This is a genomic window from Vibrio coralliirubri (assembly GCF_024347375.1).
GTDB classification, from domain to species: domain Bacteria; phylum Pseudomonadota; class Gammaproteobacteria; order Enterobacterales; family Vibrionaceae; genus Vibrio; species Vibrio coralliirubri.
In genome coordinates, this window is sequence record NZ_AP025470.1 from 2,688,068 (window position 1) to 2,705,588 (window position 17,521).

At 44.8% G+C, this 17,521-nt stretch carries 13 protein-coding genes; 7 read left to right on the top strand and 6 right to left on the bottom strand.

Translation table 11 applies throughout. The features are described from left to right. Positions 1-566: 566 nt before the first annotated feature. Positions 567-1,208, bottom strand: coding sequence for a LysE family translocator (locus tag OCV20_RS12175; RefSeq protein ID WP_086774322.1), 642 nt, complete (start codon positions 1,206-1,208; stop codon positions 567-569). A 253-nt stretch (positions 1,209-1,461) separates the two neighbouring features. Then, the gene (prmB, locus tag OCV20_RS12180) at positions 1,462-2,394 is read right to left on the bottom strand and encodes a 50S ribosomal protein L3 N(5)-glutamine methyltransferase (RefSeq protein WP_017060640.1); all 933 of its coding nucleotides are present in this window, start codon (positions 2,392-2,394) and stop codon (positions 1,462-1,464) included. 62 nt (positions 2,395-2,456) lie between these two features. On the opposite strand from prmB, the gene smrB reads away from it, so the two are divergent. Continuing rightward, a complete protein-coding gene (smrB, locus tag OCV20_RS12185; RefSeq protein WP_017064096.1) occupies positions 2,457-2,987 on the top strand; it encodes an endonuclease SmrB in 531 nt (176 codons plus the stop codon). 111 nt (positions 2,988-3,098) lie between these two features. Here the strand turns inward: smrB and sixA are convergent, their stop codons facing one another. Next, on the bottom strand, positions 3,099-3,563 hold the full coding sequence (gene sixA / locus OCV20_RS12190) for a phosphohistidine phosphatase SixA (protein ID WP_017064097.1): 465 nt from the start codon (positions 3,561-3,563) through the stop codon (positions 3,099-3,101). A 306-nt stretch (positions 3,564-3,869) separates the two neighbouring features. Here sixA and OCV20_RS12195 point away from each other — a divergent pair, with 306 nt between their 5' ends. Further along, positions 3,870-4,790, top strand: coding sequence for an IS5 family transposase (locus OCV20_RS12195; RefSeq protein ID WP_261881408.1), 921 nt, complete (start codon positions 3,870-3,872; stop codon positions 4,788-4,790). 141 nt (positions 4,791-4,931) lie between these two features. Further along, positions 4,932-7,709 carry an insulinase family protein gene (locus OCV20_RS12200; RefSeq protein ID WP_086775692.1) on the top strand — a complete coding sequence of 926 codons (2,778 nt, stop codon included), beginning with the start codon at positions 4,932-4,934 and terminating at the stop codon, positions 7,707-7,709. Positions 7,710-8,094: 385 nt separating this feature from the next. Here OCV20_RS12200 and fadJ read toward each other — a convergent pair whose 3' ends face one another. Beyond that, a complete protein-coding gene (gene fadJ / locus OCV20_RS12205; RefSeq protein ID WP_086775691.1) occupies positions 8,095-10,311 on the bottom strand; it encodes a fatty acid oxidation complex subunit alpha FadJ in 2,217 nt (738 codons plus the stop codon). Continuing rightward, complete coding sequence (gene fadI / locus OCV20_RS12210) at positions 10,311-11,618, bottom strand: acetyl-CoA C-acyltransferase FadI (RefSeq protein ID WP_048607862.1); 1,308 nt, start codon at positions 11,616-11,618, stop codon at positions 10,311-10,313. The genes fadJ and fadI overlap by 1 nt, the downstream gene beginning before the upstream one ends. Before the next feature lie 552 nt (positions 11,619-12,170). Between fadI and OCV20_RS12215 the strand changes: the two genes are divergently transcribed. The 4 genes from OCV20_RS12215 (at position 12,171) to OCV20_RS12230 (ending at position 16,598) form a co-directional block, all read left to right on the top strand. After that, positions 12,171-12,719 carry a sigma-70 family RNA polymerase sigma factor gene (locus tag OCV20_RS12215; protein ID WP_202910153.1) on the top strand — a complete coding sequence of 183 codons (549 nt, stop codon included), beginning with the start codon at positions 12,171-12,173 and terminating at the stop codon, positions 12,717-12,719. Then, positions 12,712-13,440 carry a DUF3379 domain-containing protein gene (locus OCV20_RS12220; protein ID WP_048616070.1) on the top strand — a complete coding sequence of 243 codons (729 nt, stop codon included), beginning with the start codon at positions 12,712-12,714 and terminating at the stop codon, positions 13,438-13,440. Before OCV20_RS12215 ends, OCV20_RS12220 begins: the two co-directional genes overlap by 8 nt. A 297-nt stretch (positions 13,441-13,737) precedes the next feature. After that, complete coding sequence (locus tag OCV20_RS12225) at positions 13,738-15,042, top strand: outer membrane protein transport protein (RefSeq protein ID WP_086775689.1); 1,305 nt, start codon at positions 13,738-13,740, stop codon at positions 15,040-15,042. 296 nt (positions 15,043-15,338) lie between these two features. After that, positions 15,339-16,598 (top strand): outer membrane protein transport protein, encoded by a 1,260-nt coding sequence (locus OCV20_RS12230; RefSeq protein ID WP_086775688.1) that lies wholly within the window; start codon positions 15,339-15,341, stop codon positions 16,596-16,598. A gap of 90 nt (positions 16,599-16,688) precedes the next feature. On the opposite strand, the gene OCV20_RS12235 is transcribed toward OCV20_RS12230, so the two are convergent. Continuing rightward, positions 16,689-17,474: an MlaA family lipoprotein gene (locus OCV20_RS12235; protein WP_086775687.1), complete on the bottom strand. Its 786-nt coding sequence runs from the start codon at positions 17,472-17,474 to the stop codon at positions 16,689-16,691. Between the last annotated feature and the right edge of the window lie 47 nt (positions 17,475-17,521).

A 17,521-nucleotide genomic window follows, 5' to 3' on the forward strand; every position in this document is an offset into this window, starting at 1 on the left:
ATACACTGTAGATAAAAGATAACTTAAGATTATCACAGTTTCGTAACAACTTCAGAAGTGCGATGGCGCTTGTTTATAGAGATAAGGTGACAAACTAGTCCACGGAAAGAAAGTGGCGAATTTAGGGGTAGAAGACGACTACGAAAAAGTGACAACTAGGAGTAAATTACTGGAGGAGGCTTACTAGAAAAAGATGACTAAGAAAAAGTTAAGTGGCTAGCCTGATGAGAAAAGCCACATTTATAAGAGAAAGAGTTCTGACTTTGAAGACTTTTTAACAAGTGATTTCATAATAAAAACTAAAAATATAGAGCCATGAAGCTGACTACATTAGAGCAAGAATACCCACTAGAGAAAGGGTAGAGAAAATCCAAGTACGACTGATTACGCCAAAGTTACTGTGTTGAATCATTTCTTGATGCTGCATATGTCTCTCCTTGAGAACGTGATGGTGTAACTACAATATATCGGCTTTTCGCCAAAAGCAGCAAGCACATTAATATTAACCTTTTATGACAGCATCAAGAACATTCTGTAATTATTCACCTCTCTGATAAAACAGAAAGTTATGCTCGACTGGTCGTCGAAAGCAGTGCACCAGCCCCAATAAAGACACCTCCAGTGACACGATTAAAGACCTTAGCTCGGCCTTTCGCAAACAACCAATTTGACGACTTCGCCCCCAAGTAGGCGTACACCAGTAACCAAGACAACTCCATCACTGCGAAGGTCAAAGCAAACACGGTAAACTGGGGAACCAGAGCGATCGATGGGTCAATAAATTGAGGAAAAAGTGCGGTAAAAAACAGGATAGCTTTGGGGTTACTCGCGCCAACAATAAAGCCACTTAGGTAATGCTGCGCAGCACTTTCTTTGACAGTTCGAGAGCCGCCTTGTTGACCCGGTAACTTGTCATAATCTTGTTGGCTAGAGCGCAGAGATTTCCAGCCGAGGAAGATTAGATAAGCCGCACCAGTCCATTTTATGACATTAAATACCACTTCAGACGAAGCAATAATTACCCCTAGTCCGGTAAACGATAAGGTTAGAATGCCAGTAATCGCAGTTAAGCTGCCCAAGGCGGTAAATATCGATAATTTAAAGCCAGATTGCACACCTTTGGTCATGCACAATAGAGAACTTGGGCCTGGTGATGCCGTTAAGATCAGCACCGCTAGTAAATAATAAATCCATGTATCAAAGCTCATCGTGAATCCTCCTTAACTCACTAAAACGACTAAATATCAAACACCAATATGTAATAAGCCCTCATATTAATCAACTAAATATTGCGCTGAACGTCTTCGATATAAATGCAAACATCTTTAATCTAGGCAATAAAAAACGCCATGCAACAATGCATGGCGTTTAAATAAAAACGTTTCAAATCGAACGTCTTACTAGGTTTCAGGTTCTAAGCTTACAGCCCTAAGATAGGGGCGCGAACCTAATAATTGAAACCTAGTCTTTGTAGATAGAGAACTCATCAGCGCAAGCAACAAGCTGCTCACGAGTGATCATGAATACGCCATGACCACCGTTAGAGAATTCAATCCAAGTGAATGGAATCTCTGGGTACTGATCCATCATATGAACCATTGAGTTACCAACTTCACAGATAAGAATACCGTCGTCAGTTAGGTAGTCTGGTGCGTTAGCTAAGATGCGACGAACCAATTTCAGACCGTCTGTACCCGCAGCTAGGCCAAGTTCTGGCTCGTGAGTAAACTCATCTGGTAGGCTGTTCATATCTTCTTCGTCCACGTAAGGTGGGTTAGATACGATCAGGTTGTATTTCTCTTTTGGCAAATCACGGAAAAGATCTGAACGGATTGGGAACACTTGCTGCTCCATGCCGTGATCTTGTACGTTCTGCTCTGCAACTTGCAATGCGTCGGTAGAGATATCAATCGCATCTACTTCAGCGTCAGGGAATGCGTGAGCACAAGCAATAGCGATACAACCACTACCCGTACACATATCCATGATGCGAGTTGGCTCTTCAGTTAACCAAGGTTGGAATTGAGCTTCGATCAGCTCACCAATTGGCGAACGAGGCACAAGAACGCGTTCATCAACGAAGAACTCAAGACCACAGAACCAAGCTTTGTTGGTTAGGTAAGCCGTTGGTGTACGATCATTAATACGCTTGATTACGCGCTCAACAATACGCAGACGTTCGCTGCTCGTTAGACGAGAGTTCATCACATGCGAAGGAACATCAATCGGCAGATAAAGAGTAGGTAAGATAAGTTGTACTGCCTCATCCCACGCGTTATCAGTGCCGTGACCATAAAATAGGCCCGCTGCGTTAAAGCGGCTAACAGTCCAACGAATCACATCTTGAAGCGTGTGTAGTTCTGATACCGCTTCTTCTACAAAAATCTTATCCAAAATTGTCTCCGAAAAGCGCTACAATACTGCTAATTACGTTTCTAATTAGAATTCATAACCTGATGAGCAAAAAAGACACCGACTTCGATGACGATTTCGCCCTGTTCAACGATGCAGTAAAGGGCGTTAAAAAGTTGCAACAGGATACCATAGTCCAGCAGCCAAAAAGAAATGCCAAGCAAAAAGAAATTACTCGAACGGCAAGACAAGCCAGTGATAGCGAGTTTTATTTCTCGGATGAGTTCATTCCGCATCTTAGCGAAGACGGTCCGACACGTTATGCGCGTGATGATGTCTCTAAATATGAGGTCAAGCGCCTACGTCGTGGTGTCTACGTGCCTGACGTGTATCTCGATATGCATGGTATGACTCAACAAGAAGCCAAACGTGAGCTGGGCGCGATGATTGCGCACTGCGTGAAAGAGAGCGTGGCGTGTGCCTGTGTTCAGCACGGTATCGGTAAACACATCCTTAAACAGAAGGTGCCTTTGTGGTTAGCACAGCACCCAGATGTGATGGCTTTCCACCAAGCGCCGTTAGAGTTTGGCGGCAATGGCGCGCTGTTAGTCTTGCTTTCGGTTCCTGAGAAATAATTCTGGTTTACGAATTCTCTCTCACCAAAAAACAACAAAGGGCATCCCAATCATATTGAGATGCCCTTTCTAATTGTCTGCAACTTTGTCATCAAACAGAGCTCAACGAGCTTATGGATTGATGTTCCAAAGCAACTCACCTTTTTGTGTCTCAAGGTTGAAGTCGATACACGCTAGGCCCGAAGTGGGAAACATCGGCGGCGCCATGCCTGTTGCAAACTCTGCCGTTAGGTAGCCCACTAGAGGTAAATGAGAAACAAATAAAATGGTCTCTAGTTTTTCTACTTCAGCCATTGCTAAGGTCAAATCAAACACATCGTCGGACATTCCATAAGGCGTAATATCATCACAGGTTTCAACTTTCTTTCCAGAAAACGCCTGAGAGATCTCTAACCACGTTTCTTGTGCCCTTAAATATGGGCTCACCAGCACTTTATCGAATTGACTAATCCCCTGCTCATTTGCAGCTTGTGCCACTGCAAGAGAAGCCATTTTCCCGCGCTTGGTCAACGCTCGTTCTGCATCCGAGTTCGCAAAATGTTCTGCTTCACCGTGGCGCATAATGAATATTTTCATGTTCAATCCTGTCTTCGTAACATGTCGAAAGTCGATATATCCCATATATCAGCGAAACGCTACTTAGGTTTGGCTCTCAATCCAGAGAAACCGCAGTCAATATAAATAATTATATCAAGTCACTTGCCAAAGAGTTCGACTTTCTTAACAATCTTGTTAAAAGAAAATAAATTACTGATAAAAATCGATAAAAGTGATTTAGAAATCGCCAAAAAGCACTTCATATCGGCTTTGTTGCGTAATTCAATGGAACTAAATCAAGAACCTACGATCTGATCAGCTACCTCCACTCTATCTCGTAGTCCTATGCCTAAGCCTCGTTATAAAACAACCAACTGGAAGCAATACAACCGATCACTCATTAACCGTGGTTCTCTGACTTTTTGGATTGATGAAGAAGCAATAAGCGGATGGGCGCAAAGCAAACAGAATAAGCGCGGTAGGCCGCGTCGGTTCAGTGATTTAGCTATCACGACAGCACTCATGGTCAAACGAGTTTTTTCTATGCCATTGAGAGCGCTGCAAGGATTTATCGACTCGATATTTAGGTTAGCCCATGTACCGTTAAGTTGTCCGCATTACACCTGCATCAGTCGTAGAGCCAAGCAAGTTGAGGTTTCATTTAAGACTAAAACGAGAGGAGCGATACAGCACCTAGCCATTGATGCTACTGGCCTTAAGGTTTATGGCGAAGGTGAATGGAAAGTCAAAAAACATGGGACGGATGGCAAGCGTAGAGTCTGGCGAAAGCTGCATATTGCAGTCGATACCAACACTCATGAGATCATTGCCGCCGAGCTAAGTTTATCGACGGTTACAGATGGAGAAGTACTCCCGAACTTACTGAAACAAACACGCCGAAGTATCCTTGAGGTGTCTGGTGATGGCGCTTACGACACGAGAGCGTGTCACGCTGCTATTAAGATTAAGGGAGCTATTGCGCTTATTCCCCCAAGAGAAGGGGCTGCCTTCTGGGAGCGTGGTCACCCTCGAAATCTCGCCGTGGGTTGCCAGAAATTATACGACTCAAATAAGTATTGGAAAGAGCGGTATGGATACCACAAACGTTCACTCTCAGAAACAGCGATGTATCGAGTTAAACAGTTGCTAGGAGGGAAACTGAGCTTAAGAAATTACAATGCCCAGGTGGGTGAAACTTACGCGATGATAAAAGCGTTGAACAAGCTTACTGGGTTAGGTATGCCTGAAACTTGTCGTATTGACTAAGAAACAAGCGAAACGGGTTGGCTCTATCTCTAAATTTAATTACGCAACAAAGCCCTTCATATCCCAAAATATGATCACAAGGTTTGCACGCCGAATCATCGGGTACATAATTTAAAAACCACCTTCTCTGGAGATGCTCCTGTGCACTTAAGCCCAAATGATGAACATCAATACCGCTACATAACCTTAAATAACGGGTTACGTGTACTGTTAGTTCAGGACCAAAATGCTCAAAAAGCAGCAGCCGCATTAGCCGTCAATGTGGGGCATTTTGATGACCCTACAGACCGAGAGGGTTTAGCTCACTACTTAGAGCATATGCTATTTTTAGGAACTGAAAAGTATCCAAAGGTCGGAGAGTTCCAAAGTTTTATCAGCCAGCATGGCGGCAGCAACAATGCTTGGACAGGAACAGAGCACACCTGCTTCTTTTTTGATGTTGAATTGAATGCCTTTGAAACCGCACTCGATCGCTTCAGCCAATTTTTTACCGCTCCCCTGTTCAACGAAGAAGCGTTAGACAAAGAACGCCAAGCCGTTGACTCCGAATACAAGATGAAACTCAACGACGACTCACGACGCTTGTATCAAGTTACCAAAGAACTGGTGAATCACAATCACCCATTCTCGAAGTTTTCTGTCGGTAATATCGATACGTTGGGTGACAGAAACGGCGAGACGATTCGACAAGAGATCTTAGCTTTCCACCAGCAACAATACTCTGCTGACTTGATGACGCTGACACTGTCTGGCAATCAATCATTAGACGAGATGCAAAGCTGGGTTGAGGATCGCTTTAGCTCGATCACCAATCACAACCTACAAGGCAAAAAGGTTGAAGTACCGATTGTTGGCGAGTTAAGCACGGGCGTACAAGTCTGCGTTGAACCAATTAAAGAAGTACGCAAACTGATCTTAACCTTCCCAATGCCAAGCATGGACGAACACTACGGCATTAAGCCATTGTCGTTCTTTGCCCACCTTTTAGGTTACGAAGGTGAAGGCAGTTTGATGATGCAACTCAAAGAGAAAGGCTGGATAACATCCCTCTCTGCAGGTGGTGGCGCGAGTGGCAGTAACTACCGTGATTTCACAGTCAGTTGCTCGTTGACTATTGAAGGTTTAACCAAAACCGATAACATCATCCAAGCGATATTTCAGTACATCAAGTTAGTCGAACAACAAGGCATCGATGAGTGGCGCTACCTAGAAAAACGCGCCGTTTTAGAGTCTGCTTTCCGCTTTCAAGAGCCAGCAAGACCGCTTGATGTCGTCAGCCACCTCGTCATCAACATGCAGCACTACCAAGAGCAAGATGTGGTGTATGGCGATTACAAAATGTCGCATTTCGATGACGAGTTACAGCGTTCTTTGCTGCCTTACTTAACCGTCGACAACATGCGTGCGACCATTGTTGCTCAGGGATTCGAGTATGACAGGGAAGCGAAGTGGTATTTTACGCCCTATTCGGTCACACCTTTTAGCGCTGAACAAGTTCAATGCTTTACGTGCATTAACCCCGGTTGGCAGTTTGAACTCCCAAGCAAAAACCCGTTTATTTGCTACGATCTAGACCCGACTGAACTCGAAGGTGACGCTAAGTTCCCACAACTGTTAGAAGAGCTCGATGGCTTTAAGTTATGGCATCTGCAAGACCATCAATTCCGAGTGCCTAAAGGTGTGGTGTATGTCGCAATCGATAGCCCGCACTCCGTCGCTAGCCCAAGAAATATCGTTAAAACACGCTTGTGTGTAGAGATGTTCTTAGACTCGCTGGAAAAAGATACGTATCAGGCTGAAATCGCCGGAATGGGCTACAACATGTACACCCATCAGGGCGGTGTAACACTCACTCTGTCTGGGTTTAGCGAGAAGCAACCACAGCTACTCAATATGATTCTTGAACGTTTCCAAGCACGCGACTTTAGTCCAACACGCTTCGAAACCATTAAGCATCAACTGCTCAGAAACTGGAATAACGCGTCGCAAGATCGTCCTATTTCGCAGCTGTTTAATGCGATGACGGGGATACTTCAACCAAATAATCCGCCCTATTCTGTGTTAATTGAAGCGCTAGAAACGATCGAGGTCGATGAGCTCTCCTCTTTTGTTCAAGCAATCTTGGCGGAACTTCATGTTGAGATGTTTGTGTATGGCGACTGGAAAAAAGCCGATGCACACAAGATGGCTGAAACGCTAAAAGATGCCCTGCGCGTTCAAGATCAGGCTTACGAAGAGTCACTGCGCCCGCTAATCATGCTGGGTGAAAACGGCAGCTTCCAACGTGAAGTGGTGTGTAACCAAGATGATTCGGCCATCGTGGTTTATTACCAATGCCCAGATATTTCGCCTAAAAACATTGCGCTGTATTCACTGGCAAACCATTTGATGTCGGCCACTTTCTTCCATGAGATACGTACCAAGCAGCAGCTAGGTTACATGGTCGGTACTGGCAATATGCCGCTCAACCGACACCCTGGAATTGTGTTGTATGTACAATCACCTAATGCCGCCCCTGCAGACTTGTTAGCCTCAATAGACGAGTTCCTCAATGCCTTTTATATGGTGCTGTTGGAGCTTAACGACTATCAATGGCACAGCAGTAAGCGCGGCCTATGGAATCAGATTTCAACACCAGATACGACTTTGCGAGGACGTGCTCAGCGCTTATGGGTTGCGATAGGCAATAAGGATGTTGAGTTCAACCAAAGAGAGCGCGTGTTGGAAGACCTTAAGGGGTTAACTCGCTCTGACATGATGCGTTTTGTGGTGAGTCAGCTAAAACCTCGTACGGCGAATCGCCTGATTATGCATGCTCACGGTAATGCTCATAATGAGGAAGATAAGCTGTCAGAAGGTTTAGAGATTGGCTCTATTGACGAGTTTCAGCTACGACCGAAAGATACTGAGCTAGGCTGATAAAGCTGGAGTCAAAACCATAAGGTTGATGTGCAAGCATCAACCTTTTTTATTGGATGCAGCCCAAAATCAGATCTCCTATTACGCTCCTTCGTCGCTTTAGGAGATGACAGTAGTTTTGAATGACGTGCGTTTGACCGCCTTTCTAATCAACGCAATAACTTACTTTTTATCTCTCGAACATCATTCCCGAAAAGGAAGAACGACCGAATCGGGAATTTCCCACACCAAGCCAACGCTACCAGACAGAACACATCACTACCCCCGTCATTCCCGAGAAGGAAGAATGACTGAGTCGGGAATCTCATTCCTTTCGCTAACCCATGAAACAGAAAAGCCCGCATCAATCGCTTGATGCGGGCTTATTAATTAGCGTACTAGAGAGTTACTTGTAGAAAGACTCACCCAAACCAGCGCGTGTCAGTAGGCCATCACATGGCGCAAAACGATCACCGTACTTCTTAGCGAAGTCGTTCATCATCTCAACCAGTGACTTAATGCCGATTTGATCCATGTAGCGGAACGGACCACCTAGGAATGGAGGGAAACCGATGCCGAAAATCGCACCGATATCACCATCACGAGGGCTTCGGATAATGCCATCATCTAGACAACGAACCGCTTCGTTTAGCATAGGTAACACACAGCGCATCGCGATATCGTTATCGCTCAACTTAGGATCTGGTTGAAGCTTAAGCAGCTTGTAAACTGACTTATCGACTTCCTTCTTCTTCCCTTTGTAAGTGTAGAAACCTTTACCACTCTTACGACCTTTACGGTTGTCATTCAAAAGAATGTCGAACACATCAGGGCCTTGGAAACGATCGCCAAGCTCATTCACTAAAATCGGAATGATCTTCGCACCGATATCAACACCCACCTCATCTAATAAGGTGATAGGGCCAACCGGGAAACCGAAGTCCAATAACGTGCTGTCGAGCTTTTCAATCGGCTCGTTCGCTAACAGTAAATGCGCTGCTTCGTTCATGTACGGAGCAAGAATACGGTTCACGTAGAAGCCAGCCGTATCTTTCACAACAATCGGCGTTTTACCTTGCTTCTTCGCTAATGCTACAACCGTCGAGATCGTCTCTTCTGACGTTGTTTCATGAGGAATAACTTCAACTAGCGGCATTTTCTCTGCAGGGCTAAAGTAGTGAAGACCAACCACGTTTTCTGGTCGCTGCGCCTTCTCTGCAATCTTATGGATTGGCAGTGAAGACGTATTCGTCGCGAAAATAGTCTCTGGCTTGGCATTGGCTTCAATGTCCGCAACCATTGATTGCTTAAGGTCGAGGTCTTCAAATACCGCTTCAATCACCACATCAGAGTGATTAAAACTCGTAAAGTCGATACCACCAGACAGTTGAAGCATCTTACTTTCAAGATCCGCTCGGCTCAGAATACGACGCTTACGCTGCTTATCGAATAACTTAAAGTTGTAGTTAAGCGCGTTCAGTACACCTTCATTTGATACGTCTTTAATGCGCACAGGTACTTTCGCCTTAGCAACGCTGACATGACTGATACCTGCGCCCATAAGACCACCGCCCAGCACACCAACACGCTTAACCGCTTTTGGTTCTGCGTCTGCGCCGTGCTCTTTTTTCATTTCCGTAGTCGCAAAGAAAATCGAACGAAGGGCTTTGGATTCTGAAGTCATAACCAGTTCTGAGAAACGCTTCGCTTCATACTGAAGCCCTTTGTCAAAGCCATTCTCTAGGCCATAACGAATCACATCTAGAATCGCATCTGCTGCTGGGTAATTGCCGCGTGTTTTCTGATTCGTCTTCTTAGAAGCTTGTTCAAAAATCACTTTACGACCAAGGCCGTTACGTGAAATCAGCTTTTCTTTGGTCGACGCTTGGCTTTTCGACGCAAGACGCTTACCTTTTTTACTGCCCGTATTCTTTTCAACAAAGCTCTTAGCGACTTCAAGCAGGATAGTTTCAGGCACACAAGCATCCACGACACCGAGCGATTTCGCTTTCTTAGCGCGCAGTTGCTTGCCCGTTAGGATTAGGTCGAGAGATGGCAGCAAACCGATAAGGCGAGGCAGACGCTGTGTACCGCCCGAGCCTGGTAACAGACCTAACTGAACTTCTGGCAGACCAAGACGAGTCTTATCTGAATCGGTACATACGCGGTAATCACACGCCAGTGCGAGCTCTAAACCACCGCCTAGACATGGGCCGTGAATCGCTGCGACCACTGGGTACGGTAGTTCAGACAGAGTTTGGAACATCTCCTGCCCTTGGCGAGCCAGAGACTGTGCTTCGTCAGCCGTTTTACACGCATCAAGCATTCGAACGTCTGCACCCGCGATAAAGTTATCTGGCTTAAGAGAATGAACGATTAGGCCCTTAACTCGGCTCTGCTTTTCTTTGAGTTGCTCAAAGATGGCTTTCATTTCTTCAGCAAAAGCCGCTTGAAGAGTGTTCATTTTTTCGTTTGGCACATCGATCGCTAACCAAGCAATATCTTGCTCATCGATATTAAGAGAAAATGCTGCCGCTTTCTTTTGGGTTGATTCTGTCGCAGAGGTTGAATCTGGTTGAGCGACTGTTTCTTTTTCTGTTGTTGCATCAAGAGTCGTAGACATTATTCTACCTCCAAGATCATTGCTGCACCTAAACCACCAGCCGCACAAGCTGTGTTCAGTGCCAAACCGCCACCACGACGTTTCAGTTCACGTAATGTTTGAGTCATCATGCGCGCGCCAGTCGCTGCAAACGGGTGTCCGTAAGCAATTGAACTACCCAGCACGTTGAACTTCTCCATATCAATCTCACCGATCGCTTTATCGCGGCCAAGATTCTTCTGTGCAAACTCATCGCTCGCAAACATTTTAACGTTAGCCAAGACTTGGGCAGCGAATGCTTCGTGCATTTCGATCAGTGTTAAGTCTGACAACTCTAAACCTGTGTTCTTCAATACTTGTGAGGTCGCGTAAGTCGGGCCCATCAACATATCTGTTTCAACACCAATCGCTGAGAACGCATAACCACGAATATAACCAAGCACTTCTAAACCTAGTTCTTTCGCTTTACCTTCGCGCATCAACATCACTGCCGCACCGCCATCAGTCAGCGGCGTAGCATTGGCTGCCGTTACACTGCCGTACTTTCTATCAAAAGCAGGACGCAGCTTAGCGTAACCTTCAACCGTTGAGTCGTGGCGAATGTTGTTGTCTTCCGCTAGATACTTTTTGTAAGGCGCAGGAAATGCCGTCATCACTTCGTCTTTAATCTTGCCTTCTTTCCATGCTTGAGAAGCCAAAGAGTGAGAACGGTGAGCAAGTGCATCTTGAGCTTCGCGAGTAATACCATGCGTCTTAGCCATTTGCTCAGCCGTTTGCCCCATGGATAAACCGGTCGAGTATTCAGCAACTGCAGGTGGTACTGGCATCAAGTCTTTTACTGAAAGCGTTTTAAGAATCTTCAGCTTTTGACCCATAGTTTTCGTTTTGCTCAGCGCTAATAGATTTGCCGCTAACTTTTTCGATACACCGATAGGCAATACAGAAGAAGAGTCCGCACCGCCCGCAATACCGACATCAATCGTGCCAGCCATAATGCTTTCGGTCACGTTAACTGCCGCTTGGAAGCTGGTCGCACATGCTCGTGTGACACTGTAGGCATCGGTATTGATGTCCATGCCTGTGCCCAACACGATTTCACGCGCAATGTTCGGCGCTTCTGGCATTTGCACGACTTGGCCGAACACAACTTGTTCGATAAGCGCAGGATCGACATCCGTTCTTGCAAGCATTTCGCTCACAACCATTTTGCCTAGGTCAACCGCAGGCACTTGGCTAAATTCTGTGCTCTGACGAGCAAATGGGGTTCGTAATCCAGCGACAACGGCAACACGTTCTCCAGAACGCGTTTTGACTTCCTGTTTGCCCATGGTTTCTCCTTAAAGTTAAGAGGTCTGACCTGAAGCATTGTAAAGAAGTTGTTAATTAAATCAAACGAGCGTTTAAATAAACGTGATACGAGTATCTCACTGTTTGAAAATATAACTGCACATTCAGGCGAACCTTTTTGGGGGAAAGGTTGTCGTAAGAGACTAAACTATTGTAAGCCAAGACTGTTATCGCAATGTAGAGAATGGTTTTCTTGAGGCAAAAAAAAACCACACAAAGCTGTGTGGTCGGAATGTATATAAAGCAATTAACTTAGCGCCAATTGAAATAATCAGTTTCCTGATTAGGAGAAAGTAAAGTCAGCCTTCAAAAGGAAGTGTCGTCTTGCTCAACATGCTAGCCACGAATGACTAACTAGACGACAAGGTGTACTATAACGGGTTCGAGGCCTTAGATTTTGAAGTAGATCAATTTTAATGTGATTTTACGATTTCCTGCCGATCGTTAGCTCTAAAAATATAAAAACGAAGCACAACGTATAGAGGACAGCTATACGCAGAGCAATTATGGAGGCTCGTGTGTCAATAATAAAAATGTTTGGAAAGAAAACAGCCAAGCGTCCGGTCAACTCTGATATGGACAAACAAAGAAAATACGAAGCACTCGTGCGTGCCTATCATCGTGACCTCTTTCGCTACGCCTATTGGTTATGCAAAGACAAAAGCATTGCCGAAGACTTAGTTCAAGAAACTTGCCTTCGTGCATGGAAGTCACTCGATAGCCTTCAAGATGAAAAAGCCGCTAAATCTTGGCTGATTACCATCTTGAGACGCGAGAACGCTCGACGTTTTGAACGCAAACAGTTTGATCTGGTTGATATCGACGATCACAGTAACGATGCTAGTGTCAGTGATGACCCGCACCATCAGCATCAGTGGTTACAAGCCCAGATCATGAAACTTGAAATTGATTACCGTGAACCTCTCTTCTTACAAGTGATTGGTGGTTTTAGTGGTGATGAGATTGCCGATATTCTCGATCTCAACAAAAACACGGTGATGACACGTTTATTCAGAGCTCGAAATCAGTTGAAAGAGCTGTTGGATACAGAAGAGGCAGAGAGGGGGCAACATAATGGATGATTTGGAATTTCGTCGTCGTGTATTGTCGGAACCTAAACAACGTACACAAGATATTGTTGATGCGGCCGCGAATAGCGAAGCCAATAGTAACTTCTTAGACGATGTACTAGCGCTTGATAAACAGATCCACTCAGCGATGAATGTGGATGTGCCAGACGATCTTGCTGATCGTATTCTGTTCAATCAGACCTCAAGCGAAGAAAGCAAAGTAGTAAGGCCTACGTTTGCGAGACGAGCAATGGCAATGGCTGCCTCGGTGGCGTTTGTTGCTGGTTTATTAGTTGGCCAAGTGAATTGGGGAAATGCATTCGTTTCACCTGCGCAAGCTAGTTTAGTTGATACGGCGATGAAGCATGTTGTTGATGAAAAGAGCTTTGTTAGTAGCATCGATGAACAGGTTACATCGCAGCAGATCAACGCAAAAATGAACCCATTTGCTTTTCAGTTTGATGACGCTTTCCCTTACCACGTTTATTACCTAAACCACTGTGGCTTTGGTAAATCCAACGCAGTACATATGGTCTTCCAAGGCGCAAAAGGCAAAGTAACACTGTTTTTAACCGGTATTCCGACAGACAAACCTATCGACTTTGATGAGAAAGGCATGTCCGGCTCAGTAACCCCCGTCGATGGCAGCAGCCTAATCCTTGTGGGTGAAAATGGTGAGGATGTTTCCAAAATCGCCGAAAAGCTGACAAAAATGATCAAACCGATGAGCTAATTCGCTCTTAAAGCCCCGTCACAAAAGGCCCAGCAATTATATCACTGATATTGCTGGGCTTTATTTATAAATAAACCGCAAAATCATTCACTCCATCAATACCTCTAGAGTTAAAACTCTAAAAAACAGCATTTCGCACCATTTTCGTGCCAGATAGGCGTCATTTCCATAATTTTCCACTCAAAATTTCCAATGGTCGGATTTGTATATCGTATACTTGCGAATAGGATCAGCCACCATTGAGCAATTGCTCAAATTAATCGCCCTGTAGAGGCGGATATATAAAGGAATAAATGAATGACTACCAACAACACGCGTCTGTTTAAAAAGTCTCTTTTAGCAGTAACAATTACACTGGCGTCTTCGCAAGCGATGGCAGCAGGTTTCCAACTTAACGCACAATCAGCTACCGGCCTTGGTCGTGCTTTCGCTGGTGATGCAGTAATCGCAGATAACGCGTCAGTCATGGCTCGTAACCCTGCAGCAATGGCACTGTTTGACAAAACTGAGCTATCTCTTGGTTTTGAAACAATTACTACTGATATTAAAGTTAAAAATGCTACTTACACTTCAGTAAATGGCATTGGCGCAGCAGGCCCAACGACTGGTACACAGTCTTCAGATTACGATGATGCTGGTGGCACATCTGTTGCACCAAACATCCACCTTATCGTTCCTGTAAACGAAAAATTTGCTTGGGGTGTTAACGCATACTCAAACTTTGGTACGTCTACAGACTTTGGTAGTGATTTCGTAGCATCTGAATACGGCGGCGAGACAGATATCATGAGCCTTAACTTTGGCTTAGCTGGTTCTTACCGTTTAAATGAACAGTGGAGCTTTGGTGCAGGTCTGGATCTGATCTACGGTAAAGGCACACTAAAACGCTCATTTAGTGACACTACTTATACAGGTCCCGTCCTTCCACCAGCTGTTGACGGTGGTATAACTGGAGGGCTAAATGCGTTAAACGGTACAAGCATTGTTGATATCGATGAGGCAGATGGTTGGGGTGTTGGTTTTAACATCGGTACAGTTTACGAGCTAGACGAAAACAACCGCTTCGGTTTATCTTACCGCTACAGCCCAGAAATTACGGCTAAAGACGATAAAGGACAAGAAATCGTTCTTCCACTACCAGATATGGCTGAGTTCTCGGGCTTCCACAAACTTAAAGATACCAAGTTTGCGGTTCACTACTCTCTACAGTGGGTTGGTTGGAAAGCGTTCGATAAAATTGAATTCGGTGGCGCGGCAAGTGCTCTTCCTGATTCAGCATACGAATGGAAGAATGCAGGTCACATCTCAGTCGGTACTACGTATTACTTGAACAATAACTGGGATTTACGTGCTGGTTACATGTACGACATCGCAGCACAAGATGACCTGAAATCAGTATCTGTTCCAGACTCTGATCGTCAATGGTTCTCTGCTGGTTTCACTTACCATATCGATACTGCATCTAACGTCGACTTTGGTTTCACTTACCTATTAGGTGAAGACGTAGATAACGTAAATGAAAGCTTAGGCGTTACATCTATCAGTGCAACTACTCGCGCTGATGCAATCCTACTAGGCCTGCAGTACAGCCGTAGCTTCTAATATAAGTTAATAAGTAATCCCCAAAGGGTCGCATTACGCGACCCTTTTTCATTGCCTAAACCACTGACTCAAATCAATTTAAGCTTACAGTTGTAGCCTGCAAGGTCAATATATGACTACAAGTGTACGCTCAAATTTCGCAACACAGCCGAAACATTTAGATTATTTCTCTAATAATTAAACACATTTACTCATTAAATCCCTAAAACACTGTTTTATTCGAATTTCATTTTTAAAGTAATGACTCTAAAAGTAGAATCACGCCACTAAATACTTATGATTCAGCGAACATAATAATGAAAATGAATAAGACTCTTCTATCTGCTGCAGTGGCAGTTGGACTACTTTCGACTTCAACCGTGACTCACGCGGCAGGTTTTCAACTAGCAGAATACTCAGCAACCGGTCTTGGCCGCGCATACGCTGGTGAAGCAGCAATGGCAGACGGTGCAGACGCACAATGGCGTAACCCAGCAATGCTGACTTACCTAGAAGGTACTCAGGTTTCTGTTGGCGCTATCTATGTTGACCCGAACATTGATATCGAAGGTACCTCTGGCGGAAATACTCCAGCAAGTAGCAAAGATTTTGCCCACAGTGCTGTGATTCCAAGTTTTTATGTTTCTCATAAGTACAACGACAAGTTCGCATTAGGTTTTGCTGCTGGCACTAACTACGGTATGGAAACCGACCTAGGTACTGACTTTGCTGGTGCAAACCACGGCAATGAAGCAAGCGTTATCAGCATGGAACTGAACCTAAATGCTGCATACCAAGTACTTGAAAATGTATCAATTGGTGGTGGTATTCGCTACATCATGGCAGAAGGTAGCTTTGGTGCTGTTGCTGCTTCTGATTACTTGTTTATGAAGAAGGGCGACACACTAAAATACATGGAAGGTGAAGACACTGCATGGGGATGGCAAGTGGGTACCGCTTGGCAGATCAATGAAAACAACCGCTTAGGATTTACTTACAAATCAGAAGTCGACTTAACTCTAGAAGGGCATGCTAACGGTCGTGGCTTCAATATGCTTCAACCGAATAAAAAAGATGCAGGGTCTATGGATCTTGCATTACCTGCAACCGCAGAGCTTGCGAGTTTCCACCAATTGACAGAAAAAGTCGCGGTTCACGCGAGTGTTAACTGGACAAACTGGAGCAGCTTCAAAGAACTTGTTGCTGATTTCCCAACAGAATCGGTGCCGATCAAAGAAGAAAATTGGGAAGACAACTACCGTTTTGCGATTGGTACGACTTACCAAATGACACCTAAATTGGCTCTACGTTCTGGTATCGCATACGACACTTCAGCGGTAAGCGAAGAGCACCGTACAGCGACAATCCCAGAAACAGACCGCACTTGGCTAAGTATTGGTGCAGGCTACCAATGGTCTGAGCAACTAACACTAGACGCTGGTTTCACTTACATCCTAGCGAAAGACGCAAAAATGGTTGAAGATGACGCAAGTTCTGCGCCATTTGGTGGTGACTTCGAAGGTGAAGTGACTGGTAGCATCTGGTTAGTGGGTATCCAAGCGAACTACCGCTTCTAATCTACCGCCCTAAAAGTAGAAAGCATTAAAAAGGCTCGATGTTGTTTTCAACATCGAGCCTTTCTTTTATCGGTTCTCTAAATCGTGTTTCTAGTAATCTTCTAGATAACCATCGATGAAGTCTTCTTCTTCAAGGTCGACCTCTTCAGGTTCAATCTCGGCTTTGAAATCACGACGTTGAATGTAAACATCACGCGTTAATGCATATGGATCAGGAGAATTATCCAACAGCGCCTCTTGTGACACTAACTGAGCACGTGTTTCCATGCCTTCAAATGCCCACTTGCCTAAGCTAGCCCAGAAATTCAAGAACGACAGAGGGACATACAAGCCATCGACGGTTTCAGTCACTTCTCGCGTTGTTAGTGGACCATAACCCGGCACCATGAAGTACGGACCATTCCCTACCCCGTAATGACCAATCGCATCAGAGAATGACTTATCATCGTATTTGGTGATCCCAGCTTCGCTGGCAATATCGATTAAGCCTAACAAACCAATCGTTGAGTTAATCCAAAAACGATTAAAATGGTCGAGTGCTTTCTCGCCATTACCCATAATGAGGTTGTTCACCATGCTTGATGGTTCGTCTAAGTTGGCTAGGAAATTGGAGATACCAGAACGCACTGGCACAGGGGTGTAGTCAACATAAGCGAGGGAAACAGGGCGAACTAAATAAGGATCTAGATATTCGTAGTTGATATCCCACATCGCTCGGTTGAAACCTTCAAAAGGATCATTCGGGTGGGACTCTTCGACGTATTCAGAGGTTTCGAGGTTATCATCGTCAACACTTTCGTCCGGCGCACTTGAACACCCAACCGTTAAGCTTGTGATAAAAAGTAAACTCGAGAGTCTTAAAACACTGGCAGACATATCACCTTTTCCATAAGGAATTCAAAAAATAAAAAAGGCCAGCAATC